This is a genomic window from Glycomyces tritici (genome assembly GCF_030403505.1).
Window position 1 is genome coordinate 248,469 of record NZ_JAUEMJ010000006.1, and the last position, 25,948, is coordinate 274,416.

At 70.5% G+C, this 25,948-nt stretch carries 27 protein-coding genes and 1 riboswitch; of the genes, 7 read left to right on the forward strand and 20 right to left on the reverse strand.

Going from position 1 to position 25,948, the window contains the following annotated elements; genetic code table 11:
* Window positions 1–70 precede the first annotated feature (70 nt).
* The gene (locus QWI33_RS20080; protein ID WP_289958932.1) at window positions 71–1,000 is read right to left on the reverse strand and encodes a diacylglycerol/lipid kinase family protein; all 930 of its coding nucleotides are present in this window, start codon (window positions 998–1,000) and stop codon (window positions 71–73) included.
* A gap of 165 nt (window positions 1,001–1,165) precedes the next feature.
* Between QWI33_RS20080 and QWI33_RS20085 the strand changes: the two genes are divergently transcribed.
* Together QWI33_RS20085 and QWI33_RS20090 are read left to right on the forward strand one after the other, a co-directional pair.
* Window positions 1,166–2,017 (forward strand): aminoglycoside phosphotransferase family protein, encoded by an 852-nt coding sequence (locus QWI33_RS20085; RefSeq protein WP_289958933.1) that lies wholly within the window; start codon window positions 1,166–1,168, stop codon window positions 2,015–2,017.
* A gap of 183 nt (window positions 2,018–2,200) precedes the next feature.
* Window positions 2,201–2,914 (forward strand): MerR family transcriptional regulator, encoded by a 714-nt coding sequence (locus QWI33_RS20090; RefSeq protein ID WP_289958934.1) that lies wholly within the window; start codon window positions 2,201–2,203, stop codon window positions 2,912–2,914.
* 129 nt (window positions 2,915–3,043) lie between these two features.
* Here the strand turns inward: QWI33_RS20090 and QWI33_RS20095 are convergent, their stop codons facing one another.
* From QWI33_RS20095 to QWI33_RS20125, 7 genes are all read right to left on the reverse strand, one after another.
* Window positions 3,044–3,403 carry a hypothetical protein gene (locus tag QWI33_RS20095; RefSeq protein WP_289958935.1) on the reverse strand — a complete coding sequence of 120 codons (360 nt, stop codon included), beginning with the start codon at window positions 3,401–3,403 and terminating at the stop codon, window positions 3,044–3,046.
* A 462-nt stretch (window positions 3,404–3,865) separates the two neighbouring features.
* Window positions 3,866–4,381 (reverse strand): hypothetical protein, encoded by a 516-nt coding sequence (locus QWI33_RS20100; protein ID WP_289958936.1) that lies wholly within the window; start codon window positions 4,379–4,381, stop codon window positions 3,866–3,868.
* A gap of 35 nt (window positions 4,382–4,416) precedes the next feature.
* The gene (locus QWI33_RS20105) at window positions 4,417–5,070 is read right to left on the reverse strand and encodes a response regulator (protein ID WP_289958937.1); all 654 of its coding nucleotides are present in this window, start codon (window positions 5,068–5,070) and stop codon (window positions 4,417–4,419) included.
* Complete coding sequence (locus QWI33_RS20110) at window positions 5,067–6,053, reverse strand: sensor histidine kinase (protein WP_289958938.1); 987 nt, start codon at window positions 6,051–6,053, stop codon at window positions 5,067–5,069. The genes QWI33_RS20105 and QWI33_RS20110 overlap by 4 nt, the downstream gene beginning before the upstream one ends.
* The gene (locus QWI33_RS20115) at window positions 6,050–7,504 is read right to left on the reverse strand and encodes a serine hydrolase domain-containing protein (RefSeq protein WP_289958939.1); all 1,455 of its coding nucleotides are present in this window, start codon (window positions 7,502–7,504) and stop codon (window positions 6,050–6,052) included. The genes QWI33_RS20110 and QWI33_RS20115 overlap by 4 nt, the downstream gene beginning before the upstream one ends.
* 79 nt (window positions 7,505–7,583) lie before the next feature.
* On the reverse strand, window positions 7,584–8,531 hold the full coding sequence (locus QWI33_RS20120; RefSeq protein ID WP_289958940.1) for a phosphotransferase enzyme family protein: 948 nt from the start codon (window positions 8,529–8,531) through the stop codon (window positions 7,584–7,586).
* Between the two features lie 262 nt (window positions 8,532–8,793).
* Entirely contained in the window at window positions 8,794–9,375 is a 582-nt protein-coding gene (locus tag QWI33_RS20125; protein ID WP_289958941.1) for a mycothiol transferase, read from the reverse strand.
* 210 nt (window positions 9,376–9,585) lie between these two features.
* Here QWI33_RS20125 and QWI33_RS20130 point away from each other — a divergent pair, with 210 nt between their 5' ends.
* The gene (locus QWI33_RS20130; protein WP_289958942.1) at window positions 9,586–10,728 is read left to right on the forward strand and encodes a Cmx/CmrA family chloramphenicol efflux MFS transporter; all 1,143 of its coding nucleotides are present in this window, start codon (window positions 9,586–9,588) and stop codon (window positions 10,726–10,728) included.
* On the opposite strand, the gene QWI33_RS20135 is transcribed toward QWI33_RS20130, so the two are convergent.
* Window positions 10,721–11,311, reverse strand: coding sequence for a TetR/AcrR family transcriptional regulator (locus tag QWI33_RS20135; RefSeq protein WP_289958943.1), 591 nt, complete (start codon window positions 11,309–11,311; stop codon window positions 10,721–10,723). The genes QWI33_RS20130 and QWI33_RS20135 overlap by 8 nt on opposite strands.
* Window positions 11,312–11,370: 59 nt before the next feature.
* On the opposite strand from QWI33_RS20135, the gene QWI33_RS20140 reads away from it, so the two are divergent.
* Window positions 11,371–11,775 carry a hypothetical protein gene (locus tag QWI33_RS20140; protein ID WP_289958944.1) on the forward strand — a complete coding sequence of 135 codons (405 nt, stop codon included), beginning with the start codon at window positions 11,371–11,373 and terminating at the stop codon, window positions 11,773–11,775.
* Window positions 11,776–11,860: 85 nt separating this feature from the next.
* Here QWI33_RS20140 and QWI33_RS20145 read toward each other — a convergent pair whose 3' ends face one another.
* Window positions 11,861–12,226: a VOC family protein gene (locus QWI33_RS20145; RefSeq protein ID WP_289958945.1), complete on the reverse strand. Its 366-nt coding sequence runs from the start codon at window positions 12,224–12,226 to the stop codon at window positions 11,861–11,863.
* An 88-nt stretch (window positions 12,227–12,314) separates the two neighbouring features.
* Here QWI33_RS20145 and QWI33_RS20150 point away from each other — a divergent pair, with 88 nt between their 5' ends.
* Window positions 12,315–13,253 (forward strand): helix-turn-helix transcriptional regulator, encoded by a 939-nt coding sequence (locus tag QWI33_RS20150; RefSeq protein WP_289958946.1) that lies wholly within the window; start codon window positions 12,315–12,317, stop codon window positions 13,251–13,253.
* Between the two features lie 42 nt (window positions 13,254–13,295).
* Window positions 13,296–13,811 carry a hypothetical protein gene (locus QWI33_RS20155; protein ID WP_289958947.1) on the forward strand — a complete coding sequence of 172 codons (516 nt, stop codon included), beginning with the start codon at window positions 13,296–13,298 and terminating at the stop codon, window positions 13,809–13,811.
* 60 nt (window positions 13,812–13,871) lie between these two features.
* Here the strand turns inward: QWI33_RS20155 and tsaD are convergent, their stop codons facing one another.
* The 7 genes from tsaD to metE all read right to left on the reverse strand — a co-directional run bounded on the left by tsaD (window position 13,872) and on the right by metE (window position 21,475).
* Window positions 13,872–14,930, reverse strand: a complete 1,059-nt coding sequence (tsaD, locus tag QWI33_RS20160) for a tRNA (adenosine(37)-N6)-threonylcarbamoyltransferase complex transferase subunit TsaD (RefSeq protein ID WP_289958948.1) — start codon at window positions 14,928–14,930, stop codon at window positions 13,872–13,874.
* Window positions 14,927–15,370, reverse strand: coding sequence for a ribosomal protein S18-alanine N-acetyltransferase (gene rimI, locus QWI33_RS20165; protein ID WP_289958949.1), 444 nt, complete (start codon window positions 15,368–15,370; stop codon window positions 14,927–14,929). The genes tsaD and rimI overlap by 4 nt, the downstream gene beginning before the upstream one ends.
* 28 nt (window positions 15,371–15,398) lie before the next feature.
* Window positions 15,399–16,055 (reverse strand): tRNA (adenosine(37)-N6)-threonylcarbamoyltransferase complex dimerization subunit type 1 TsaB, encoded by a 657-nt coding sequence (gene tsaB / locus QWI33_RS20170; RefSeq protein WP_289958950.1) that lies wholly within the window; start codon window positions 16,053–16,055, stop codon window positions 15,399–15,401.
* On the reverse strand, window positions 16,052–16,561 hold the full coding sequence (gene tsaE / locus QWI33_RS20175; RefSeq protein ID WP_289958951.1) for a tRNA (adenosine(37)-N6)-threonylcarbamoyltransferase complex ATPase subunit type 1 TsaE: 510 nt from the start codon (window positions 16,559–16,561) through the stop codon (window positions 16,052–16,054). Before tsaE ends, tsaB begins: the two co-directional genes overlap by 4 nt.
* Before the next feature lie 74 nt (window positions 16,562–16,635).
* Window positions 16,636–17,838, reverse strand: a complete 1,203-nt coding sequence (locus QWI33_RS20180; RefSeq protein WP_289958952.1) for an alpha/beta fold hydrolase — start codon at window positions 17,836–17,838, stop codon at window positions 16,636–16,638.
* Window positions 17,839–17,934: 96 nt separating this feature from the next.
* Window positions 17,935–19,122 (reverse strand): alanine racemase, encoded by a 1,188-nt coding sequence (alr, locus tag QWI33_RS20185; protein WP_289958953.1) that lies wholly within the window; start codon window positions 19,120–19,122, stop codon window positions 17,935–17,937.
* Between the two features lie 109 nt (window positions 19,123–19,231).
* Window positions 19,232–21,475: a 5-methyltetrahydropteroyltriglutamate--homocysteine S-methyltransferase gene (gene metE, locus QWI33_RS20190; RefSeq protein WP_289958954.1), complete on the reverse strand. Its 2,244-nt coding sequence runs from the start codon at window positions 21,473–21,475 to the stop codon at window positions 19,232–19,234.
* Between the two features lie 41 nt (window positions 21,476–21,516).
* A riboswitch (cobalamin riboswitch) is annotated at window positions 21,517–21,717 on the reverse strand.
* 91 nt (window positions 21,718–21,808) lie between these two features.
* On the opposite strand from metE, the gene QWI33_RS20195 reads away from it, so the two are divergent.
* Window positions 21,809–22,549, forward strand: coding sequence for an SDR family NAD(P)-dependent oxidoreductase (locus tag QWI33_RS20195; RefSeq protein WP_289958955.1), 741 nt, complete (start codon window positions 21,809–21,811; stop codon window positions 22,547–22,549).
* Window positions 22,550–22,611: 62 nt separating this feature from the next.
* Here QWI33_RS20195 and QWI33_RS20200 read toward each other — a convergent pair whose 3' ends face one another.
* The 3 genes from QWI33_RS20200 to QWI33_RS20210 all read right to left on the reverse strand — a co-directional run bounded on the left by QWI33_RS20200 (window position 22,612) and on the right by QWI33_RS20210 (window position 25,609).
* The gene (locus tag QWI33_RS20200; RefSeq protein ID WP_289958956.1) at window positions 22,612–23,292 is read right to left on the reverse strand and encodes a hypothetical protein; all 681 of its coding nucleotides are present in this window, start codon (window positions 23,290–23,292) and stop codon (window positions 22,612–22,614) included.
* An 80-nt stretch (window positions 23,293–23,372) separates the two neighbouring features.
* Window positions 23,373–25,193, reverse strand: a complete 1,821-nt coding sequence (locus QWI33_RS20205; protein WP_289958957.1) for an alpha/beta hydrolase — start codon at window positions 25,191–25,193, stop codon at window positions 23,373–23,375.
* A 5-nt stretch (window positions 25,194–25,198) separates the two neighbouring features.
* A complete protein-coding gene (locus tag QWI33_RS20210; protein ID WP_289958958.1) occupies window positions 25,199–25,609 on the reverse strand; it encodes a hypothetical protein in 411 nt (136 codons plus the stop codon).
* Window positions 25,610–25,948 lie beyond the last annotated feature (339 nt).

Sequence of the window (25,948 nt, forward strand, 5' to 3'; positions counted from 1 at the left end):
CGCTCGCTGCCAGGACAGGCCCTAGGCGCCGACCGGGCAGCGGCGCCTCCGCAGAGCATCGGGCTCCGCGTCAGCGCACGCGGACGGCGGCCGGCTGCGTCTCGATCGTGAAGGCCGAGGTCGCGCCGAGGCCGTCGCCGTCGATCTGCAGCAGCCGCGGCCGGCTCATCGACACGCTCAGGCTGCGGACCCTCGCGTGCGTGACCGTGTCCGCGCTCTGCGCTTCGCCCTGCTTGCCGACGAGCCGCCGGATGCCGTTGTCCCACACGAACGACCGGAGCGTGTCGAGCCACTGCCCCACACCTTCGGCCTCCAGCAGCAGCAGGTCGAGCTCGCCGTCGGAGGGGTCCGCGTCCGGCAGCAGTGCGACCCCGCCCTGCAGGGAGCCGCAGTTCCCGATCATCAGCGTGTGCCCGCTGGTCCGCTCCGGCGTCCCGCCGTCGAGGGTGAGCTCGAGGTCGACCACCTCGCTCGCCTTCAGCGCGCGTCCCAGCGACTCGATGTACGCGAGCCAGCCGACCTTGCTCTTCAGGTCGTCGTCGGTCTGGTCGATCATGTGCGCGTCGAGGCCAAAGCCCGCGATGACGGTGAAGGCCTTGCGGATGCCGACGCCCTCGACCATCCCCTCGACCCAGCCGAGGTCGATACCGCGGGGATCGCCCTCGATCGCCCGCGTGAAAGCGCCCGGGAGGTCGTTGAGCGGGACGCCGAGGTTGCGGGCCAGCAGGTTGCCCGTGCCGAGCGGCACGATGGCCAGGTCGGCAGCGGTGTCGTCCTCGGCGAGCCGTTCGGCGACGGCCCGCACGGTGCCGTCACCGCCCGCGGCCACCACCACGTCGGCACCCGCCGCCAGGGCTTCCTCCGTTGCGCCCCGACCGGGATCCTCCTCGCTCGTCTCGTGCCACGAGACCGAACCGAGTACCGGCCCTGCCGCCGCTTCGAGTGCCTCCCTAGACGTCTTCGATGGATTCCAGACGATGCCGAACCGCTCGTCGACCATCTCGGGGCCCCTTTCGCGCAGTTGTCGTTCCGACGACACCAGAGTAGGTGACGGACGGCATTCCGAAACCTGGAAGACGCCCGCCCCAAGCGATCCGGGCGAGTTCGACGAGCTTTGCCCCCGGCTTCCCCGCCCCGAAAGCGCGGAAGCCTTAAGCTCGCATCGATGATCGACCCACTCGACGCGCTCGACCCGCGCCAGCGCGAACTCCTCCGAACCTGGCTCCCCGGCCTCGCCGTCGAGGCCGACATGAGCTGGAACCTGGTGGCGACCACGGTCCTGCGGGCGAAGGCGGGGCAGCGGCTCGTCGTGGTCAAGGCGGGCGGCCCCGGCGACCACCACATGGAGCGGGAGATCCGCGCGCATCACGAGTGGACCGGGCCGTGGACGCGGATCGGCAGGGCCGCGCGGATGCTCCACGCCGACGCCGACGCGAGGCTCCTCGTCACCGAATACCTCCCCGGAACGCTGGTGCGGGACACCGCGGCGGCCGCCGACCTCGACCTCTACGCGCAGGCGGGAGCACTGCTGCGCGCCTTCCACGACCAGTCGGCCATTGAGGACCCGGGCTACGAGGAGCACATGAACGCCAAGGCGTTCGCGTGGCTCGACGGCCCGAACCGGGTCGAACCGGCGACCGCCGACCGGCTGCGGGACCTGGTGCGGTCCTGGCCCGCGCCCGCGGTCGTCCGGGTACCCACGCACGGCGACTGGCAGACGCGGAACTGGTTGCAGGACAACGGCCTCCTGCGGGTGATCGACTTCGGCCGCGCGGACATGCGCCCGGCCGCGGAGGACTTCGAGCGCTTGGCCGCGCAGGAGTTTGTGTGGCATCCCGGCTCGGAGGCGGCGTTCCTGTCCGGATACGGCGCGGACCCCCGCGAGCCCGAGGCCTGGTTCCGCCAGCGCGTCCGCTCGGCGATCGGCACGGCCTGCTGGGCGCACCTGGTCGGTGCCGAGGACTTTGAGGCGCAGGGCCACCGGATGATCGCGGACGTCCTCGCCGAGGTCGACTAGCCTGCCGCCGAGCCGCCGAGCTGCCGAGCTGCCGAGCTGCCGAGCTGCCGAGCTGCCGAGCTGCCGAGCTGCCGAGCTGCCGAGCTGCCGAGCCGCCGAGCCGCCGAGCCGTGCGTCCTGCTCGAAAAAGAGTTCTGGCCGAGGCTTGACCCTCAGGTGACCGGAGCCCATAGCGTGGCCGGTATGAGTCATCGCGAACTGCTCAGCATCGGCGAGTTCTCCGTCAAGACGGGCCTGTCGATCCCGGCACTGCGCCACTACGACGAGGTCGATCTGCTGCGACCGGCCCGGGTCGATCCCGGCACCGGGTACCGGCGCTACCGGCTCGACCAAGCCGCGCAGGCGACGCTGATCCGCCACCTGCGATCAGTCGACGTGCCCATCGACCAGATCCGGACGCTGCTGGCCGACCAGAGCGGACAGGACGCCTCGGCGGTGCTGCACGCGCACCGCGAACGTCTCCTGGAGCGGGCTCATGCCGTCCAGCGACTGGCCGAGACCCTCGGCCGGCACTACGAGGAAGGGACCGAAATGGCAATGACGAAGGAGGACAGGGTGGTACAGGTGACCGTTCCGGCACGGGACCTCGACGCGACCGTCCGGTTCTACACCGAGGCGTTCGGACTCGAATACGACCAGAGCATCGCCTCGTTCCAGTTCGGCGCGTGGGAGACCGACTCGTTCTTCCTGCTGACGCTCGACGCGGCGGCGGGTAAGGGCGGCGGGTTCGGTCCGGCGATGTTCGGGATCTACGTCGACGACCTGGACGCCGCTCACGCGGCCGCACTCGCCGCGGGAGCCGAGCTCGTCCAGGCGCCCTTCGAGACCGACTACGCGCCCCGCCGGTCCGTGGTCGCCGATCCCAGCGGCAACCGCATCTCGCTCACCCAGCGCTGACCCGCGACTCCGGAGGAGGCTTGATCACCTTCCTCCGGAGCACTGCAGCCTCGGTCAGCGACCACCGCAGTGACGCAGTCCGTCGGGGACCTCGAAACCGGCGCTCTGTCCGATGAAGACGGTCGACCGCTAGGAAGGCGCCGCCTGGGCCAGGAAGCCGCTGAAGATGTACATGACCTGGTCCACGAATTCGATCCCGGTCGGCGAGTACAGGTCGGAGATCTCATCGCCGCACGCCACCATGCCGAGCGAGGGGTCCGGGAGTTCGGTGGTGGAGATGTTCCAGACGACGAGGGCGAACACGGCGCAGAGCAGCGCGACGCCCAGCCATCGCGGGAGCTTGCGCGGCCCGTACGGCAGCACCATGAGGAAGGCCGTGGTGACCATCAGGGTTCCCGACACGATCTTGCCGCCGCCGAGCAGCACCACGCCGCACAATCCGATGACGACGATTCCCGTCCACATCGCGGTCTTCTTGAGCTTGTCCATCAGGTCTCATCCTTTGCTGCGGCCGATAGGGATTCGGCCCGACAAGGACAGTTCACCGCGCGGCCCGTTGCGTCGGCGTAGGCCGATGCGGCAACGCCGCAGCAACATCGGGACCTTTCCGCCGCCTAGACTGGTGCGGCGGTTCCGCAACGCCAGCGTTCCCTTCAATCACGTTTGCCCGCGACGCCTCAGGACCCGACGGCCCAGTCCGAAGACATCGGCGTTCCTCGCAGCGCCTCCGCCTCTACCGCTCCAGCGGCGACCAGGTCCGACCGCAGGTCCGGGCTTTCGCCCAGGCGGCGACCAGGCCCGACCGCAGCGCGTCCGCCTGTACCGCTCCACAGCGACCAGGCCCGACCGCAGGCATCCGGGCTTTCGCCCAGGCGGCGACCAGACCCGACCGCAGGCATCCGGGCTTTCGCCCAGGCGGCGACCAGTCCGATCGCAGGTCCGGGCTTTCGCCTAGGCGGCGACCTGGTCGCGCTTGAACCACGCGCGGGCCGAGGGGAGGCAGAGCAGGACGATGATCGCGGCCGACTCGATGATGCAGGCGATCGCGAAGCCCCGGAGCGCCTCCATCGGGCCGCCTCCGATGTCGACGCCGTCGCCGTCCTCCAGTCTGGCGACCGTGGCCGCCGCCCAGACGGCGATGGCGAGCCCGGCGGCAGCGATCGCCGCGATGCGCGCGAGGGGCCGGCCTTTCGCGACGCCGAAGGCGAGTACGACGCGCCCGATCGTCCAGACCACGGCGAATCCGAGCGCGACCGCCAGGACCACTTTGGTGTAGGCGGGGACGACGACGGTGCGCCCGCCCATGTCGTTCGCCACGTTCGCTGCGAAGAGCGCGAACCCGCCGATCAGGCCGGCGATGAGGTCGATCGGGATCAGCGCCGCGAGCACGAGGAACGCGATGCGGACCGGCTCGGGCCCTCGGGGCCGGTTCATGCCCTGCGCGTCGAGGGCGTTGTGGGGGAGCATCTGCGCCACGGTAGTCGGCGCGGGCAAATCGGTCCCTAGTCGTTGACCAGGCCCGCTTCATAGGCGATGATCGCCGCTTGGACGCGGTTCTTGGCCTGGAGGCGGGTGAGGATCGTGCTGACATGGTTCTTCACGGTGCCGTCGGAGAGGTGCAGTTGCCTGGCGATGTCGTGGTTGGATTCCCCCTTCCCTATGAGTGCCAGGACGTCTCGCTCCCTCGGTGTGAGCGCGTCGATGCGCTCCCTCGCCGGGGCGACGCGTTCGAGGCCGCCGTTGTTGAGCCGCGCGATCACCCGCTGGGCGATCCTCGGTGAGAGGTAGGCCGCGCCTTCGGCGACCGCCTTGACGCCGATGATGAGTTCACGCGGGTCGGCGGCCTTCAGCATGAACCCGCTCGCTCCCTGCGAGAGCGCTTGGGCGACATAGGCGTCCTCGTCGAAGGTGGTGAGCATGACGACCGCGACCTCCGGCATGACCTTGCGGAGTTCCGCGGCGGCGGCCAGGCCGTCCATCTTCGGCATGCGGATGTCGAGCAGCGCCACGTCGGGGCGGTGCGCGCGGGCGAGTTCCACGGCTTCGGCGCCGTCGCCCGCTTCGGCCGCGATCTCGATGCCGGGGTCGGTGGCGAGGATGGCCGCGACGCCGGCCCGGATCATCGCCTCGTCGTCGGCGAGCAGTACGCGGATCATCGGTTCCCCTGCCAGGTCGCATCGATCTTCATGTTCTCCAGCGGCACTTCGGCTCGCACTTCGAAGCCGTCTTCGACCGGTCCGGCGCTGAAGGCGCCGTCCAGGAGCCGGACCCGCTGCTCCAGCCCGACCAGGCCGCTGCCCTTGCCGGACGGGACCGCGGCGTGCCTGCCGCTGTTGCGCACCGACACGGTGGCGATCGCGTCCGCCACCGATACGGCGACCCGCACCTCAGCGCCCGGGGCGTACCTCGCGGCGTTCGTCAGGGATTCCTGGACCACCCGGTGCACGGTCTTCGCCGCCAGCGGCGGCAGCGGGACCGCATCGGTCGCGAGGGTGACGCGCATGCCGGCTTCGGCCGCGCGCCCGACCAGCGCCTCGAGCGACTCGTCGAGCGGGGCCTCCGGGGCCGGTCCGTCGCGGAGGATGCCGATGGTCTGGCGCAGCCGGTCCGTGGCGTCGACCGCATTGCGCCGCAGCGCAGCCGCCGCCTCGCGGTTGCCGTCCGGGAGGTCCGGGGAGAGTTCGAGCGCGCCTGCGCGGAGTGCGATCAGGGCGAGTTCGTGGCCGAGCGAGTCGTGCATGTCCGTCGCGATCCGGGCCCGCTCCTGGGCCCGGGCGCGGCCCGCGACGAGTTCGCGTTCGCGTTCGAGCCGCGTGAGGCGGTCGGCGGCGGCGGCGATCAGGTCGGCCTGCTGGCGCCGGAAGCGGCCGATCAGCCAGGGCAGCACCACGAAGGAGCCGAAGGTTAGCAGGGTCGTGAACGGGTCCCGCTCGGTGGCGATCCCGAGCAGGGTCCCCAGCGCCGCGACCGCCCCCAGGATCCACCAGCCGTAGCGCACGGTCAATCGCCAGCCGTGGAGGTACGCCGCGGCGGCCACCAGGACCAGGAGCGCCTGCCGCGACATCGGCACCGCGAACGTCGCCACACCGTCGACCAGTCCGGCCAGCGCGATGACCGCCAGCAGCGCCCCGTTTCTCATGCGGCCGAGCCTACCGATCGGAGCCGGACCAGGCGGGCGGCCGCCGTGGCCGCCCCTGCCAGGCCCGCGACGAGCAGCGCGAGGGTGAGCGGCAGCGCGAAGTAGAAGACCGAGGGCCAGGTGACCGTGCGGCCGTTCGAGATGAGCGAGACCAGGGCCGGATAGGAAAGGAACAGCACCGCGGGCAGCAGGACCGGGATGAAGCGGAGCGCGATGCGCCAGGCCGGTCGTCCCCGGCGCTTCTCGGCCCAGCGGCGGGACCGGACGACGCCGATGACGCCGAGGGCGATCGCGGCGGCGGTGAGCGCGGCCAGGGCGATCTGCGCGAGCGCGTCGCCCTTCGGCGCTGCGGGTTCCGCGCCGTTCGCCATGGCGGCCAGGGCCTCCATCGCCGTGTAGGTCACGTCGGCCATGCCGGCGCCGTTGGTGAGGACCGCGATGCCGTAGCCGCTCTCAGGGTCGATCCATTCGACCGCGTTGTAGGTCATGAGGTTCCCGGAGTGCACGAGCGTGCCGTCGGGCTCGACGCCCCAGCCCATGCCGTAGTCCTGGACCGCCGAAGGCGCGTGCATCTCGGCCAGGCCCTCCGCGGAGACCAGTTGGGGGCCTTGGCCGTTCTGGGTGATGAGCCACCGGCCCATGTCGGCGGCGCTGGTGATGATCCCGCCCGAACCGGAGTTGTCGAGCATGCCGTCGACGGCCGCGCCGCGGGGCATCCAGAGGCCGAAGAGGTTGTTGTACCCGAGCCCGGGGTCGATCAGTTCGTCCCGGGTGGCGCTGTGCTCCATGCCGAGCGGTGCGAACACGCGCTCCGCCATGAACGCCTCGAAGGTCTGCCCGCTCGCGACCTCGACGAGGCGGGCGGCGACGTTGAAGTTCGGGTTCGCGTACTCCCAGTCGGTGCCGGGATCGGTGGCGAGGGCGTCGTCGCCGAGGCGGGCGACGTAGTCCTCCAGGGAGGTGGCGTCCTGGAGTTCGACGACGTCGATCGAGGTGTCGGAGAACCCGGAAGTCTGGTTCAGGAGGTGCCGGGGGGTGATCGCGTCGACCCGCTCGTCGGCCATGTCGAACCCGGGGAGCTGGTCCGCGACGGGCTCGTCGAGGGCGATCGCGCCCTCCTCGGCGAGGATCATGACGGCCATGGCGGTGAACGACTTCGAGACGGAGGCGACGCGGAACGGGCTGTCCTCGGTGATCTCCTCGCCTTCGGAGTCGTGCCCGTACCCGGCGGCGAGGACGATCTCGTCGTCGCGGGTCACGACGACCGAGAGTCCGGGGACGCCGGAGGTTTCGTGGAGGTCGGTCATGTAGGCGTCGATCGCCTCGGGGGTGAGCTCGGCCGCGGGTGCGGCGGCAGCGGCCGGGGCGGTGAAGCCCAAGGCGGCCAAGGCGATCCCGCCGGCGGCGACGCTCTTGGTGAGGAGGGATCTGGCGGGGTGTCTCGGTTCCATGCTTCGAGGTTATGGATTTTCGGGGCCCCTGCCCGCTGCCGAATGTCCTGAACCACCCCTGCCGAAAGTCAGGGGTCCGTCAGTGCAGCGCGTCCCGGTTGGCGAGGTATCCGAGCCAGCTGCGGCACTCATCGACGTGCTCGACCCCCAGGTAGGGGGCGGCCCACATGATGAATCCGGCCGCGTCGCACATCCCGGCGAGGTCGAAGGCGAGCGGGAGGAGCTGCAGTTCGGTCGGGGTGAGGGGCCGGATCTTCCGGTAGCCCGCGAGCGCGGCCTCCGCGACGGCGGCCGGGAGCCGCCGGTCCGGCTGCTCCAGGGCCGCGTACTGCAGGGCCCTGGCGAGGTCGAGGATCAGGGGCCCGTGGTTGAGCTCGTCGAAGTCGAGCACGGCGGTGACCCGGCCGTCTTCGACCAGGAGGTTCTGGCGGTGGAGGTCGTGGTGGAGCGGGCCCGCGGGCTGCTCGCCGAGGAGCGCCAGGTCTTCGGCGTGCCGGTCGAGGAAGTCGCGGACCGCTGCGCGCCAGTGGTCCGCGCCCGTGAGGTCGACGTCGCTGGAGGCCGCGGTCTCGAGGAGGCAGGTCCGGTCGGTGACGGGGATGCGGTCGTCGGTCCAGCCCGCCGCGTCCGTGTGCATCCGGGCGAGCAGGGCCCCGGACTGCTCGGCCAGGTCCGGTGTCATCGCGGGCGGCACCTCGCCGGAGGCGAAGGGGAACACCGCAATCGGCTTCCCCGCGACCAGCGCGAAGCGTTCGCCGCTGTCGGCGGTGAACGGTGCGGGCGTGGGGAATCCGCTGCCCGCGAGGTGCGCGACGAGGGCGAGTTCTGCTCTGACCTTCGCGGGTTCGGAGCGCACGTACTCGCGCACGACCACGTCGCCGCGGTCCGTGGCGACCCGCGCGTTGACGTTGTCCTCGCCGCCCGTCAGCGGCTCTGCCTTACCTCGGGCCTCGAGGCCGAAGCGGGCGAGGAAGACGGGCAGGTTGAGCCGGAGTTCGCCGTTCGGCGAGGAAGGGTTGCCGCTCATGCCGTCAGCATTCCCGAGGGGGTGATCGCGGGCAAGGGATTTAGTACTCGCGGTGTGACGGCCGGTCGGCGGATCACGGCACGGACGGCACTGCGGAGATGGGGAACCCGGACCCGCAAGACGAAGGGCCGCAAGGCACCCGGTCGGCTGGGCGACGCGATCCGCGATTGGCGTCAGTTCGCCGGCGGGACCTCACCGTTGGAGTCAGGTCGGTGCCGGTTCCCGTCTCCGCAAGGCGGAGGGCTACACGGCTCCCGGTCGGTCAGGCGCCGCCCGATCCGCTGACCGGGCGCCAGCCCGCAGGCGGATCCTCGCCCACGCGGCCGTCGACGGCCTCCCGCAGCAGGTCGGCGTGGCCGGTGTGGCGGCCGTACTCCTCCACCATGTCGAACACGACGCGGCGCACGCTCAGATGCCCCATCCCCGGCCATTCGAGATGCGCGGGCTGATCGAGACCGCCCTCTTCGAGGATCGCCGCGAGCCGCTCGCGCGAGCGCGCCACCGCCTGGTCCCACAGGTCGTAGAGGAACTCCGGCGAGTCCTCGGCGGCCGACGTGAACACCCAGTTCTCATCGGTGTCGGCGAGCAGGGGCTCGTCCCAGTCCGGGCCCGGCGCGCGACCCCGGAGCTTCCAGTTGAACGTCACGTCCTCAGCGCGCGCAAGGTGCTTCAGCAGCCCGCCCAGCGTCAGCGCCGACGCGCCGATCCGCGTGTCCAGTCCCGCCGCGTCCAGGTCGTCGGCCTTCCAGCGGAACGTCGCCCGCAGCCGGTCCAGCGCCCCCAGCAGGTGCGCCTCTTCGGTGCCCGCCAGCGGCGGTTCCCACCAGCATTCGTCTTCGCTCATCCCGCCACCGTAGACCGCAGGTCCGACATCCGGGCCAAATGCGTTGCGCCCGCCGCGCCCGCCCGCATAGGGTCGCGCACATGGTGAATCCGGAATCGGACACGGCAGGGGCTGCCGGTCACCCGCCAGCCCCCTGAAGCAACGACCCCGGGGCCGCTGGCCGCGGTGACGAGACGTCCCACAGACCGCTCGACACCACGGAGCCATCCGATGCCGCTTCCCGTATACCTGCTCGCCCTGGCCGTCTTCGCCATGGGCACTTCCGAATTCATGCTCGCCGGCCTCCTGCCGGACCTCGCCGCCGACCTTGGCGTCACCGTCGCCGACGCCGGGCTCCTCACGACGGCGTTCGCCGCCGGCATGGTCGTCGGCGCGCCGCTCACCGCCGCCCTCGCCCGCCGCCGGCCCCCGCGCGCGACCCTCCTCGCGTTCCTCGGCCTGTTCCTGGCCGCCCACGTCGTCGGCGCGGTCACGGACGTGTTCCCGGTCCTGCTCGCCACCCGCGTCGTCGCGGCGCTCGCGAACGCCGGGTTCCTCGCCGTCGCCCTCACCGCCGCCACGGCGCTCGTCGCACCCGACCGGAAGGGCCGCGCCCTCGCCGTCCTCCTGGGCGGCACCACCATCGCCACCATCGCGGGCGTCCCCGGCGGGGCGCTCCTCGGCGCGCTCCTCGACTGGCGCGCGACCTTCTGGGCGGTCGCGCTCCTGTGCCTGCCCGCCGCCCTCGGCCTCCTGCGCGGGCTTCCGGACACCCGCGAGGCGGACGGCCCGCGCCTGCGCACCGAGCTCGCCGCACTGCGCCGGCCCCGGCTGCTCCTGGTCATGGGCTTGGGCGCACTCGTGAACGCGGCGACGTTCGGCGCGTTCACGTACATCGCGCCCGTCGTCACCGGGACCGCCGGACTCGGCGCACTGTGGGTCCCCGTCGTGCTCGTGCTCTTCGGTGCCGGCTCGTTCACCGGCGTCACCGTCGCCGGGCGCTGGTCCGACCGCCGGCCCGGCCGGGTCGTCGCCGTCGCGGGCCCGGCCCTGCTCCTCGGCTGGTGCGCCCTTGGCCTCTGGGCCGGGCACCCCGCGGTACTGCTCCCGCTCGCGTTCACCCAGGGCGCGTTGGCGTTCGCGGTCGGCAGCACCCTCATCGCCCGGGTCCTCCACGAAGCGGCGGACGCCCCCACGATGGCCGGCTCCTACGCCACCGCCGCGCTCAACGTCGGCGCCGCGATCGGGCCCGTCATCGCCGCGTTCGCGCTGGGCACCGGCCCGACCGGGCCGCTATGGGCCGCAACGGTCCTCGTCGCCGCGGCGCTGCTCGTCGCGGTGCCCGCGCGCAGGGTGTTCGTGCCGCTCAGGTAGCGGTCAGCGTGTCGGCGACCGCGCCGACCGCGGTCCGCACCAGTTCGGGCAGGGCGTCGCGGTCGCCGATGAGGATGAGCAGCCAGTAGAAGATCGGGCCGAGCAGCAGGGCGTGGACGATCGCGGCGTCCGGCATCGCCTCCAGTTCGCCGCGCTCGACGGCGCGCGCGAGGACGGTGTCGATCACGAACCGCTCGCGCTCGATGAACGTCCCGGTGAAGCGGGCCCCGAGCGACTTGTCCCCGTGGATGTCGGCCAAGAGCCCGTGCAGGACATCGGGGGGCGCGGTCGAGAGCTGCCCGGCGATGACCTCGCCGATGGCCTGCAGGTCGCCGCGCAGGGAGCCCGAGTCGGGCGGCGGCTGCTCCTCCATGTCGTGCACGGTGGCCGCGAAGATCATCTCCTGCTTGGTGGTGAACCGCCGGTAGATCGCGGCCTTGCCGATCCCGGCCCGGGACGCGACCGCGTCCACGGTGAGCTTCGCGTACCCGCGTTCGGCCAGGAGCTCCCGCGTCGCGGCGGCGATGGCGTGATCGATCTGGCCGTCTCGCGGGCGGCCCACGGGTTGCTTCGCTTCCAGCATGGACCTAGGATACGGAACCAAGAGTATTGAAACTATCAGTTCCGTAATTAGGAGTCGTCATGATCAAATGGGCCGGACGGATCTTCGTCTTCCTCGGCACCGCGCACATGGTCCTCAGCCTCGCGATGACCGCTCCGAAACGCGCCGCCGCCTGGTTCGGGGCGGAACTGTGGCGCCCCGAAGGGGGCTTCACCGAGATGAACCCGACCATGGGCGCGTACTGGTTCTCCTTCGCCAGTTTCGGCGGGCCGCTGGTGGTGCTCGGCCTCGCAATCCTCTGGATCGACCGGCGCGGCCTGGTCCCGCCCGCGTACCTCGGCTGGATCCTGCTCGCCTGGACGCTGGTGAACACGGCGATCCTGCTGCCGTCGCCCTGGATCGTGGGCGTGGTCGGCGCAGTCCTCTACCTCGCAGGCGTCCGCCGCGCGAACCGCCCGGCCGACCCGCTCGTGGCGAGCCGGTGAGCCCGACCGCCTTCGCACCGGTCGATGCCGCTCCCCAGGCTGACCTGGGGAGCGGCATCGACGCCACCCCGGCCTGGGACAAGCCCTAGTCGACCGGGGCGACCCGGATCAGGTTGCCGTCGGGGTCGGCCACGAGGAAGGTGCGGCCGAAGACGTCGTCATACGGTTCGGTGACCACCTTGGCGCCCTTGGCCTTCCACTCCTCGTACAGGGCGTCTACCGAGGCCGGGGCGCCCTCGACGGCGACGCACAGCTCACTGGTGCGGTGATCGACCTCGGCGAGGTCGAACGGGACCCGGCTCCACAGAGCCAACTGGACACCGCCGCCGATGTCGAAGGCGATGAACCCGGGCGTCTCGAAGACCGGCTTCAGATCGAAGAGGCCGCCGTAGAAGCGTGCTGAGGCCGGGGCGTCAGCGACGTAGACGATGAACTGGTTCGGTGCGGGCATTGGCTGCCGTCCTCTCGAAGCGATTGACCGGGCCACCCTAGGAGCGGAAGGCGACAGGAACTGTCGGGTTCTCGAGGAGAATCGGGGCGTGACCCCAGACAAGTTCTTCTCGCTCGTCCTCGCCCTCCAGACCCGTCCCGAGACCACGGTGGCCGCGATCGCCGCCGAGACCGGGTCGTCAGAGCGGACCGTCCAGCGCGACCTCAGATGGCTCCAGGACGCCGGCTTCCCGGTGGTGCTGCGGCGCGGCCGCTACGGCGGCGTGTTCATGCTCCCCGGCGGGACCCTCGACATGACCCGTCTGACCCCCGGCGAGCGGGATCAACTGGCGCTCAACGGACTCGACGACGAGCAGCGGCGCCGACTCGGCGTCGCAGAGGAGGGCGGGCGGGCCCGCCGCAAGGTCGCGGCCCGCGCCGGGAACGACCTGCTCGCCGTCAACGACCTGGTGGTCAGCGACAACCGGCCGTGGTTCGGCCGCGAACCCACCGGGACCTCCCCTGCGGCGCTCATCGGGGACCTGCGCTCGGGTGCGCGCCTCAAGATCCTCTATGCCCGTGAAGGCGGGGAACCGCGTTGGCGCACCGTCGACCCCTACGGGCTCCTCGCGAAGGGCGGGCGCTGGTACCTGATCGCCGACGAGCTCGGGAAGGCGCGGATGTGGAACCTCGCCAGGGTCGAGCGGTGGGACGCGCTGCGGGTGCCGCGGCGGCTGCGCCCCGGCGCGGGCCTCGCCGCCACCGCACGGGAGCTGACCGAGCGGTGGGACGCGGGCGGCGGGCTCGAAGTGCGCTTCGTGCTCAAGGACCGCCAGCGCGGGCGCGCGGAACGGATCTTCGGCTCCCGCCTGGCCCTCGGCGAGGCGGCCGAACCGGGATGGACGCACGCCGTGCTGCGCTGCCACGTCGTCGACGAGGTGTGCCAGCTCCTGTCGTTCGGCGACTCCGCGACGGTCCTCGACCCGCCCGAGGCCCGCGAGAAGGTCAGGGAGCTGGCGGCGGGCATCCTTGCGCACTACGGGGACTGATCGAAGGGACCGGTCCCGCGCCGCCGCGCCTAACATCGGTCCATGGACGCCTCAACCGCCTCGCGGCTCCTCGCCCCCGCACTGCTCCTCCTGCTCGCGGCCGGCTGCACCGGCGAGACCGGGACCGTCGATCCCGCTCCGGAGTCCTCCGGCGCAGCGGCCACCGTCGAAGCGACCGAGCCCGAGCCGAGTCCGACCCCCGAGCCGCCGACCGCCGCCGACGGGACCGACTACGCCGCCTGCGGCGACGGCAGTTGCGAAGTGGCCGTGAGCGAACCGGTCGACATTGGACTCGACGGCTTCACGCTGCAGATCACGGCCGTCACCCAGGACGGCGTCGACATCACCGCCGAACGCGGCGGCGGCTCCACCTCCGCGGGGATCTCCGGCGGCTACTGTGTGGCGTTCCTGACCGAGAACGGCGTCCAGACCGGCTGCTACGGCGGGTTCGTCGGCGACGAGCGCCCGCCGCTCCCCGAGGCCGAGGCGGGCGTGCTCATCGTGGAGCTGCTCGCCTTCACGGCGGGAACGGCGATCGTCCGCATCACCTCGCTCTGAGCGCCCCGGGCGGTCTGGACCGGCCCGCGCAGGCGGTCTAGCGGGGTTGCTCAATCACCCTTAGAGGCGGTTGGCGAGGCTGACGACCTCGACGTCCATCGACGAGTTCGCCGGGAAGTCGATCACGGACGGGGCCACACCGGCCGAGACCAGGTGCGATCCGAGGGCGGCGACCATCGCGCCGTTGTCCGTGCACAGCTTCGGGCGCGGGTAGCGCAGCGTGATGCCGGCGTCCTCGGCGCGCTCCACCGCGAGGGTCCGCAGCCGCGAGTTCGCGGCGACGCCGCCGCCGAGGAGGATCGTGTCGACCCCGTGCTCCTTCGCCGCGAGGATCGCCTTCTGGGTGAGCACGTCGCAGACCGCCTCCTGGAACGCCGCGGCCACGTCGTTCACCGGGACGTTGTTGCCTTCGGCCCGTTGGGCCTCGATCCAGCGGGCCACGGCGGTCTTCAAACCGGAGAAGGAGAAGTCGTACCGGTGCTTCTCCATGTCCTTCGCGGCGGTGAGGCCGCGCGGGAAGCGCACGAACGCCCGGTCGCCTTCCTTGGCGGCCTTGTCGATGTAGGGCCCGCCGGGGAACGGCAGGCCGAGCAGGCGCGCGACCTTGTCGAACGCCTCGCCGGCGGCGTCGTCGATGCTCGCGCCCAGCTGCGTGACCTTCCCGGCGAGGTCCTCGACCATCATGATCGAGGAGTGGCCGCCCGAGACGAGCAGGCCGATCGCCGGCTCCGGGATCGGGCCGTTCTCCAGGGTGTCGACCGCGATGTGCGCGCTCAAGTGGTTGACGCCGTAGAGGGGCACGCCCGTGGCGATCGAGTAGGCCTTCGCCGCGCCGACGCCGACCATGAGCGCCCCGGCGAGGCCGGGACCCGCGGTGACGGCGATGCCGTCGAGGTCGTTCAGGGTGAGCCCGGCGTCGTCCAGGGCCCGCTGCACGGTGGGCACCATCGCCTCCAGGTGCGCGCGGCTGGCGACCTCGGGCACGACCCCGCCGAAGCGGGCGTGCTCGTCGACCGACGACGCCACGGCGTCGGCCAGCAGCTCGTGGCCGCGCACGATCCCGACACCGGTCTCGTCGCACGAGGTCTCGATGCCCATCACCACAGGGTTGTTCTTCACAGGTCCATCCTCATCACCGCGGCATCCGTGCCAGTGTGCTGGTAGTAGTTCTTGCGCACCCCTAGCCCCACGAAACCGTACCCGTCGTACAGGCGCTGGGCCGGGACGTTGTCGACGGCGACCTCCAGGTACACCGCCTTCACGCCGTGCGCCCGGCCCCGGGCGATCAGATCGTCCATGAGCATCCGCGCCACACCCCTGCGGCGCGCCTCGGCGCTGACGGCGATGTTGTTGAGCCACAGCTCATCGCCGTTGAGCGCGGTCCCCGCGTAGCCGAGGATGCGCTCACCGTCGAAGACCGCGCGGTAGTCGTTCCCGGCCGAGAGCTCGGTCCACAGCAGTCCCTCGCTCCAGGCCTCGGGCCCGAAGATCGCGGTCTCCATCTCGGCGACGGCGGGCAGGTGCCACCAGCGCAGCCGGTCGATCCGCAAGTCGTTCATCGCATCAAGCTGTACCACGCGACGGCGTTCAGGCCGACGGCGCCGGGTTCCCCGCGGCGGGCTGGGCGTCCGGGCGGCGCAGGTACAGCGGGGTGAGCTGCTCGCTCGGGGCGCCCGCGAGCAGGCGCGGGGCGGCGAGTTCGACGAGTTTCACCAGGTCAGGGTAGATCGCGGTGGCCTCGGCGTCCATCGGGAGCTCGTCGGCGTACTTGCTCGCGCCCTCGCCGATCGCGTAGTCGGCGCGGGTGTCGGGGAGCTCGCTCGGCTTGCACACCTGCGGCTCGCCCTCGCGCACGCCGTCCTCGTAGACGGCCCAGTAGATCTCCTTGCGGCGCGCGTCCGTGGCCGCGAGCGCGCGGCCCCTCGTGTTCGCGCCGATGCCGTCGAGCGAGCAGACGCCGTAGACGGGGATGCCCGCGCCGTCGGCGAACGCGGCGGCGGTGACCATGCCCACGCGAAGGCCGGTGAACGGCCCGGGGCCGACGCCGGAGACGACCGCGTCGACGTCCTTGACGGTGCGCCCGGCTTCGGCCAGGCAGCCTTCGATGAACGGGGCGAGCTTCTCCACGTGGCCGCGCGCGTCGATCTCGCGGCGGAACGAGGTCAGGAACAGCTCGTCGTCGTCGAGGTCGACGAGTGCGGCCTGCACTGCGGCAGTGGACGTGTCGAGTGCGAGGACCCTCATGCGGCAGCGCCCACGGGAGCCGCTGCACCGATCGACGGCTCGTCGGAGTCGCCGAGACCCGACGCCAGGCGCTCGGCCCAGTCGCCGCCGCGGCCGTGCAGGACGACCTCGCGGACCTCGTCGGCCCGGCGTTCGATCGCGATCTCCAGGTGCGACTCGGCGAGGCGCTCGGCCAGGCCCGCGCCCCATTCCACGACCGTGACGGCCGCTTCCACATCAGTGTCGAGGTCGAGGTCGTCGAGCTCGTCGAGGGTCTCCAGGCGGTACGCGTCGACGTGCACCAGCGGCACGCCCGCGGTGCCCGCGCGGTGCGAGCGGGCGATCACGAAGGTGGGGCTGGTGATCCGCCCTTCGACGCCGAGGCCGGCGCCGATGCCCTGCGTGAGGGCCGTCTTCCCGGCCCCCAGCGGGCCGGTGAGGATCACGAGGTCGCCCGCGCGAAGGACCGCGGCCAGGCGCAGCCCGAACTCGTGGGTGTCGTCGGCCGTCTGGAGCTGGAGCCTCACGTTTCACTCCTCCAAGTGCGTGTCGATGGGCCGCGTCGTGTCGGCGCGGCGCGGGTCTTACTGCTCGGGTCGCGTCACGGTTCGAGACGGTGCCCGTGGTGGCGGGAGAACGGCGACCACCTGCGGTGCCGCCCCGGGTCGCGCTCGAACGGCGTCGCCTCCGGTGCGGCGGACACGGCGGAACCCCTGCCGATCTCAGCCACGACTTTGTCGATCATCTCCAACAAGAGTTGTGAGATCTCACCAGGATACTCCAGCTGCGGTGAGTGAGCCGCCTCGGCTATGAGCGCGAATCGCGACCCCTCGAGCGCCGCCGCCAGCCTTCGCGAATGCTCCGGCGGCGTCAGCAGGTCCTCGTCACCGACCACGACCAGCGCCGGAAGCCCCTTGAAGAGCGGCAGCGTCGCCGTCTCGTCGTGGTCGAGGATAGCGCGCGCGTAGCCGACGATGCTCTGCATGGAGGTCCGCCGGTTCATCCGCTCGACCAGCGTGACCAGGGACGCGGGCGGGTCGATGTGCCCGAACGCGGCCTTGCGGGTGAGCAGCCACCCCAGGTCGCCCGCGAGGAGCCGCGACCGGTCGATCAGGTCCGGCGTCCAGCCCGCGACCTGCTGGAGCATCGGCAGCACCGTGCGCCGCAGCCGCCGCAGTGCGCGCATCGGCTTCGTCTCCACGGTGTCGAGGCCCGCGGCGCTGCTGGAGAGGAACGCGACCCCCTTCACGCGCTCGCGGAAGTCGGCCTCGTGGAGGCGCGCGTACACCTGGATCGTCATGCCGCCCATGGAATGCCCGACCAGCACCAGCGGCCCGCGCGGGGCCACGGCCGTCAGCACGTCGTGCATGACCTCCGCCAGGTCCTCGATGCCGTACTCCGTACGGGGCAGCGGGCCGGACCGGCCGTGCCCGGGCTGGTCGTACAGCACCGCCCGCAGCGACACGTCGCCCCGGTTCGCCTCGGCGATCGCCTTGCGCTGGAAGTAGAAGGTGGCCATGTCCTGCATGTAGCCGTGCACGAAGACCACTGTGAGGTCGGCGTCCTCAGGGCCCGCGGTCTCCACGTGGATCGGCACGCCGGCGCGCGACTCCACCGTGAACACCGAGCGCTGCGGCGGGAGCTCGAACGGCTCGTGCGCGTACGGGTCGACCGACGACGCCCGCGTGCGCCGCGCCAGGTACCGGGGGATGCCCCACGCCAAGGCGGCGCCGAACGCCACACCGCCGGTCACGCCGCCGGCGACCGCCAGACCGCGGCGTCGGCGGGACTGCTTCTCACTCATGCGGCCTCGCAATGCCTTCGAACACCAAGCCTTCCGAACACAAGTCCCCCGTCACCGGTCGAACCGCCGCACTGCAGCAGACGCGGCGTTCCGTACTCAGGCGTCCCCGAGCGGCGCCAGGCCGCGGTTCCACAACCGCGGCACCCGCGAACCGATCCCCGTCAGCACGTCGTTGGGGATCGTCCCCGCCCACGCCGACCAGTCGTCCGCGTCGAGGTGCTGCGCGCCCGCGCCGATGAGCACCACCGGCTCGCCGGGTTTCACCGCGTCGTCACCGCAGTCGACCATGAACTGGTCCATGCAGATCCGACCCAGCACCCGGCGGCGCTTGCCCGCCAGGTACACCTCGGCTTTCCCCGAAGCGGCCCGCGGTACACCGTCGGCGTACCCGAGCGGCACGAGCGCCACGTTCGTGTCCCGCTCCAAGTGCACCGTGTGCCCGTAGGAGATGCCCGAACCGGCGGGGAGCCGCTTGACGGACATCACCACCGACCGCACCTCGATCACCGGCCGCAGGTCGACCGCGAACTGCGGCACCGGGTTGTACCCGTACAGGGCGATGCCGGGGCGCACCATGTCATAGCGGGTCTGCGGGTCGGCGATGAGCGCCGCCGAGTTCGCCAGGTGCCGCACCTCCGGCTCCAGGCCCGAGGCGGCGACCGCTTCGAGGAACCGCTCGAACGCCGCCTTCTGCTGGGCGTTCGCCGGGTGCCCGATCTCGTCGGCGCACGCCAGGTGGCTCCACGCGCCCACGACGACCAGTGATCCGGCGGCCTGGTGCTTCGCGGCGGCCTCGGCGACGAACGCCCACTCGTGCTCGGCCACACCGCCGCGCGACATGCCCGTGTCGCCCTTGAGATGGATGCGGGCCGGTACCCCGGCCCGGTCGGCCGCCTCGGCGACCGCGTCGAGCTGCGCCAGCGACGACACCCCGAGCTCGATCCCCGCGCCGACGACTTCAGTGAGACCGGGCTGGTCGGGGGCGAAGAAGAACGCCATCACGGTCGTATCCGCGAGGTCGGGCAGGCGCTTGAGCTGCCATGCCTCCCTGAGGGTCACGACCCCGAGGCTGGCGGCCCCGGCCTCGATCGCGACCCGTCCGGCCGGGACCATGCCGTGCCCGTACCCGTCGGCCTTCACCATCGCCATCATCGGCACCCCGGCCACGGCCGCCAGCGCCTCGACGTTGTGCGCCAGGCGCCGCCAGTCGGCGCTGGCCTTCGCCAGGCCGGACATGGTGCCGAATTCGGGCTCGGTCAGGACACGGAAGTTGTCGATCGCCACATATGCAAGGGTACGTGCCCGATTCCGGGGAGCCGGACAGCAGCGCTCCGACCCCGGACCGTGCACCCTGTTTCCTATAGGATGCTCGATCCGGGGCGGTGCTCTCGTCTTACGCGAGCTGCTCGCGCACCGTGCGGGCCGCGGCGACGAGGCCTTCCAGCGACGGCCGGACCTCCTCGTAGCGGCGGGTCTTCAGGCCGCAGTCCGGGTTCGCCCACACCCGCTCCGGGCCGAGCGCGGCCACGGCGAGGCGCAGCGCCTCGGCCATGTCGTCGGCGGCCGGGACGCGAGGCGAGTGGATGTCCCACACGCCCGGGCCGACCGCGCTGCGGTAGTTCGCGCGGTCGAGGTCGGCGAGGACCTCCATCTTCGAGCGCGAGGCCTCGATCGAGGTCACGTCCGCGTCCAGGGCGGCGATCGCGTCGATGACCTCGCCGAACTCCGAGTAGCAGAGGTGCGTGTGGATCGCGGTCTCCGGGCGCACGCCGGCGGTGGCGAGGCGGAACGAGCGGGTCGCCCAGTCCCGGTACGCCGCACGGGAAGCCGCGCGCACGGGCAGGAGCTCGCGCAGCGCGGGCTCGTCGACCTGGATGATCGCCGTCCCGGCCGCTTCGAGGTCGGTGACCTCGTCGCGCAGTGCGAGCGCGACCTGGTCGGCCGTCTCGGACAGCGGCTGGTCGTCGCGCACGAACGACCAGGCCAGGATCGTCACGGGCCCGGTGAGCATGCCCTTGACGGGCTTCTCGGTGAGCGACTGCGCGTACGAGGTCCACTCGACGGTCATGGGGGCCGTCCGCGTGACGTCCCCGTAGAGCACCGGCGGGCGGACGCAGCGCGAGCCGTAGGACTGGACCCAGCCCGCGGCGGTGGTCGCGAAGCCCGTGAGCTGCTCCGCGAAGTACTGCACCATGTCGTTGCGTTCCGGCTCGCCGTGCACGAGCACGTCCAGTCCGAGCTTCTCCTGCTCGGCGATGACGGCGGCGACCTCGGCCTTCATGCGGGCCTTGTAGTCGGCGTCGATCATCAGCCCGCGGCGGTGCGCGGCGCGGGCGTTGCGCAGCTCGGCGGTCTGCGGGAACGAGCCGATGGTCGTGGTCGGCAGCACCGGGAGCGGCACGCGTTCGGCTTGGGCCGCTTGGCGTTCGGCGTACGGGATGCGCCGGTCGGCGTCGGCGCCGAGGGCGGCGAGCCGCGAGCGCACCGAGTCATCGCGCCATGCATCCGGAGCTTGGGGCCGCGCGGCGCGCGCACCGTCCGGGTCCGCGAGCGTGGTGATCTCGCGGAGCTTCTGGCGGGCGAAGGCCAGGCGCTCGATCAGCGCGGCGGGCAGCTCGTGCTCGGCGTCCAGGTCGACGGGGACGTGCAGCAGCGAGGAGGACGAGGAGACCCCGACGCGGTCGCTGATGCCTTGCAGCCGTGCAATGTCGGCGCCCGCATTGGCAAGATCGGTGCGCCAGATGTTGCGGCCGTCGACCACGCCCGCGAGCAAATATGTTTCACGTGAAACATCCAGTGCCTCAAGTGCTTCCAGGTCACTGCGGCCCCGGACGAGGTCCAGCGCGATGCCTGCGACGCCCGCCTCCAGCAGCACCGGCAGCGCCTCACCGAACGGGCCGTAGCCGCCCGCGACGACGATCTCGGTGTCGGCGGTGAGCCGCCGGTAGGTCGCGGCGACGGCCGCGAGCTCGGCCTCGGACCGGTCGGCGCAGAGCGCGGGCTCATCGACCTGAACGAGCGCGGCCCCTGCCTCCCTGAGCGCGGCAAGCAGCTCGACATAGACCGGAACGAGGTCGTCGAGCCGGTCGAACGGCGTGAACTCGGCAGGAGCGTCCTCGCTCGCCTTGGCGAGCAGCAGGAACGAGACCGGGCCGAGCAGCACGGGCCGGGCGTCGAGGCCGCGTTCCTTCGCTTCAAGGAACTCGGCGACGGCCTTGGCGGGCTTGGCGTCGAACTCGGTGTCGGGCCCGATCTCAGGCACCAGGTAGTGGTAGTTCGTGTCGAACCACTTGGTCATCTCGAGCGGCACGGCCGCCTCGTCACCCCGCGCGGCCGCGAAGTAGGAGGCCAGTTCGGTCTCGCGGCGATGCCGAGGAGCGAGCGCATCAACAGCCACGATCGTGTCGAGCACGTGGTCGTAGAGCGAGAACGTCCCGGACGGGACCGTGTCGAGCACCGAGAGGTCGTCGAGCATTCCGGAGCGGACGGACGCGGCGGCGGCTTCGAGCCCGGCGGCGTCGAGCCGCCCGGACCAGTGGGCCTCGAGCGCGCGCTTGAGCTCGCGGTTCGGGCCGATGCGCGGGTAGCCGAGTGCGGTGGCCTGCGGTTTCGCGGGCACGCTGGTAGGTGTGTTCATGTGTCAGTTCCCTCGAACTTGCGACAACGGGACCGCGCGCGGTCGCGCGCGGTACGCGGGCAGGTATTCGGACTCGAGGGCGCTTGTTCTCCTAGTCCCCACCGCTTCCCAGGTTCCGGGCCCAGTGCTCATGGCGGGTTTCGTTCCCTCTCACCGCTGCGGGGCAGTCCTGGATTCGCACCAGATTCCCTCTTAGCCGGGGCGGCGTGCACCGCTCCGGAACCAGCGTCGGAACCGATGGTACGGCCGCGCAGGGGCTTGCGCCCCGAACGAGGCCGCACTGTGGGACGAGCGCGGCTCGGTCCCTCCGGCGAATGGGTAGGCTCGGGCCCCATGAGCACCAGACCAGTAGCCGTAGTCACGGGAGCGAGCAGCGGTATCGGGGCCGCCTCCGCGAAAGCCCTCGCCAAGGCCGGGTTCGACGTCGTCCTGGGAGCCCGCCGTGCCGACCGGCTCGCCGAGGTCGCGGCGGAGTGCGGGGGCCGGGCGATCGCGCTCGACGTCACGGACGAAACCTCAGTGCAAGCCTTCGCCGAGCAGGTCGAACGCTGCGACCTGCTGGTGAACAACGCGGGCGGGGCCCTCGGCCTCGAATCGATCGCCACGGCCGACCTCGACCTGTGGCAGAAGATGTACGACGTGAACGTCCTCGGCACCATCCGGGTCACCAAGGCGCTCTTGCCGAAGCTCGTCGAATCCGGCAACGGCCAGGTCGTCGTGATCGGCTCGATCGCGGCCCACCAGCCCTACCCCGGCGGTGGCGGCTACAACGCGGCGAAGCACGCGGAAGCGGCCGTCACGCGCGTCCTGCGCCTGGAACTCCTCGGCCAACCGGTCCGCGTCTGCGAGATCGACCCGGGCATGGTCGAGACCGAGTTCAGCCTGGTGCGCTTCGAAGGCGACAAGGAGCGCGCCGATGCGGTCTACGCAGGCATGACCCCCCTGACCGCCGACGACATCGCCGAGACGATCACCTGGGTCGCAACGCGACCCGCGCACGTCAACGTCGACCAGATCACGATCATGCCCCGAGACCAGACCGGAGCCCAGCAGGTTCACCGCCGCCAGCAGTAAGCAGCGCAAGCACACCGGCCCGGCGGTAACTGCCGGGCCGATGTCGTTCTTGCGGAACGAGGTCAGAGTAGGCCCTCGTAACTGGTCGGGCCTGTCTCGCGCGGATCGGGTTCACGCGCCCAGGGAACCATCCTCGCTGGAGTGGACGACGACTCCCCTGAAGGAGTCGCGAACGGGTCGACGGCCTCGCTTGCGATCTCCTCGCCGGGGTAGACCGTGTCGATGTTGGAGCAGAACTTGCTTGCATGGTCGTTCTCGCGGGTTACGCCGCCGAGCGGGGTCGGACAGTCAGGGTTGTAATCGCCGCCTTCGACGGTCTTGATGCATCCGGATTGCACATGGAGGACCACGTAGCCTGCCACTTCGTACCAGAGGTTGATGCCGTCCGGCTGGAGTGCCTCCAGTGCGTAGAACGGCGGGTCGTCACCCTGTTGGACATCACGATGGATGTCGTATCCCGCTGCCGCCCACTTGTCACGGAGTGCAGTCCGATACTCCTCTCGAACAAGATCCTGGTTCGATACTTCGGCGCTGAACCGGTAGGAGAGTTCGAGGTTGATGTACTCCTCGTTGACCGTGCCGGTGTGGCTGCATTCGAGCTGAAGCATGGTGCGCTCGAAAAATCCGGGGAACTCGGGAAGATCGGTGATGGCCTCGGCGGCGGCTGCTTCGAGGCGCTCCCAGGCGGTCGACTGGTCGAACTCGCGTTCGGGGGGAGGTTCTTCCTCACTGGAGGTGTGCATGCAGGCTCCTGTCAGAGTGAGCGCCGCCAAGGCGGTCAAGAGTCGGGCGGCGATACGCCGCGCTAGAGGGCGTTCGTGCCTCATGACGGTTCGTACCCTTCCATGAGAGTGACTCGGTCGGCCTGGTTAGTGATGATGAAGGCCATATTCTCTCGAGCTTCGTTCCCGTCGGCCCAGTAGTTTTTGTGGATGTCGGTTCCGTCGTCAGTCAGCTCGCCGTTCTTGTCGGTGGGGTCGCTGGCGAACTCGACTGCTCCGTAGTCGTCGTTGACTGGGTTGGTGCCGCCGTGCCAGGCTTGCGAGCCGTCGCCTTCGTTGTCATACGTGGGTGCGCCGAAAACAGTGGACCATCCTTCCGGCAGGGCATCTTGAATGGTGGTCACCGTGTCGGTCGTATCGCGGATGGCGTCATTCTCAGCGGTGGTGACGTAGACGTTCTCGGCGCCGATGCCGAGGTCAGCGGCGTGCTCGGTATCCATACCAGGTGATGCCACGGCGACGATCTTGTCAACCGCGACGCCGTACTCGGAGGCGGTGTGTCCGACGACGGTGGTGCCGTAGGAGTGACTCACCAGCGTGGTGTGCGAGTCTCCCTGGTGGGTCGTTTCGAGTGCGTGTGTGAACTGGGAGAGGGTTGGGCCCGCGTCCTCCGCCCAGTGCATGTTCTCGGCTCCGGTGCTCCAAGCTCCGTCCTCCTCGGAGGGTTTGACATCGTCGGGAGCGTCGTAGTCGAGCCAGGCGATCACGGCGGTCTCAGCGCTGGAGTCCTTACTCTTGGCGTCCTCGGCCATGGTCTCGGCCCGATCGAGCGAACCACTGAAGTTGGAGAGGTCGGAGCCCGTGCCGGGCACGTAGACGGCGGTGTTGTCGGCGGAGTCAGGGTTTCCGACCGAGACGATCGCCTTGCCGTCTTTCGCTGAGTCGTATCCGATCAGGTAGTAATCCTGCCCGGTGGTCGCCTGTCCGGTGATGGCGTCCTGCAAGCCGGTCAGGGAGTCGCGTCGGTCGCGCTGGTCTTCAAGGGCGGCGAGTTCTTCCTGGAGTGCCTGGTATTCCTTGTACTCCTCGGTCTCCTCCATCCACAATCCGCCTGTGGCCATTTCGAACTGCTTCGGGTCGCCCATGGCGTCGAGTTGCGCCTGGAGATCGGCGATGTCGGCGTCGAGAGTGGGGCTGTACCGGTTGAGCTCGGACTCCAGCAGTTCACGGTTGGCGTAGTCGCGGGTGTCGGTGGGGACGCCGTCGAGTCCGCCGAGGAGTTCAGGGTGGTTCTCGAGCATGGCGATCTGCTCTGCGCCGCTCAGGGAATTCCACCACTCGTTGACTTCCTCGGGCGAGGCATCTCCGTCGATGAGGTCCTGGAGACCTCCGACCTCGTTGGCGGCGAGTTGGTCCAGCGCGGCTTCCTCAGCGGCGCTGAGTGTTTCGCCATATAGTCCGATTGCGGCCTTCAACGCGTCGTCGGCCTCGGTCGCCTTGTCGAGCCAGCTCTGAATCTCGCCCTCAATCTGATCAATGGTGCCGGCCAGAGCACCTCCTTCCCAGGTGATCGTGCCGTCAGCCTTAACACTGACATTCAGCGCCGGGTCGATGCTCGCGACGAAATTCGCGAGCTGAGCCTTCGCATCCTGAAGCGCGACCACCGCATCATCGATGGCTGCCGCGATTCTTCGAGCTTGGCCTGCGCGCTCGTCGAGGTCCTGCACGAATTCCTTGATGCGTTCGCGACCGGCCTCTGCGGCGTCGCCGCTCCAATTGTCGTCCTTCAAGTCGCCGGTGCGGAAGTCGTCGAGCTCGGCGAGACGTTCTTCAAGGTGCTTCGAGAACTGCAGCCAGGTTTCACCGTGGGTTTTGAGTGGATCGAAGTCGGCGCTGGTGAGGCCTTGATAGGTGATCGGCATCGTCGTCACACCGCCACGTCAAGGCCGTTGGGCGAGGGGACGGCGTCGGCAGAGTCTGGCGCAGGTAGGGCCGGAGCCGGGATGTCGGCGTTGCGGGGGAACTGGTCGGCGTACTGGTCGAACTCCGACGAGACGTAATCGTCGATCTCTTCGGTGGATCGAACTGCCACGACCAGGTATCCGGCGAACTCCTCGATCCGGAAGCGGTGGGTCGGTATGAGTTCGTCCCCCCACTTGCCGACCGCTTCGAGGACTTCGGCCACGCCGGTGAACTGGGCGGTATCGACCGAGCCTGAAAGGTCGTCGGAATCATTCACGACCAGGCTCATGTTGCCGTAGAGCTCTTCGGAGAGCGTGAAGATTCCTGTTGCGACTTTGTCGATCGCCTCGGGATCGAGGTTGAATCCGTTGCCCATCAGCAGGACTCCGAGAGCAGGTCGTGGACCATTGCCAGGTTGGGGGTGCATTGTGGCACGGGTGGGACCTCCGGTGGGGATTGCCGGGTTTGTTCTACGGCCGCGACCCAGAGTAGTGGACTGTCGCCTGTCTTGGGGTACACCGAAAGACAGCTGGTGAGGGTGAGGTGGGCGGGGGCTTCTAGACGCTTTTGCACACGAAGGTGTGTTGCGCTTGCAGATGCGCGAAAAGCTGTGTCAGCCTGAACCCACGTGCGAATCCCCGATCATCCTGCGGGCCTGCGGCAGTGGCAGCAACCAGCGCTGGACCCTCCGATAGAGCGAACGATGGGAACGACA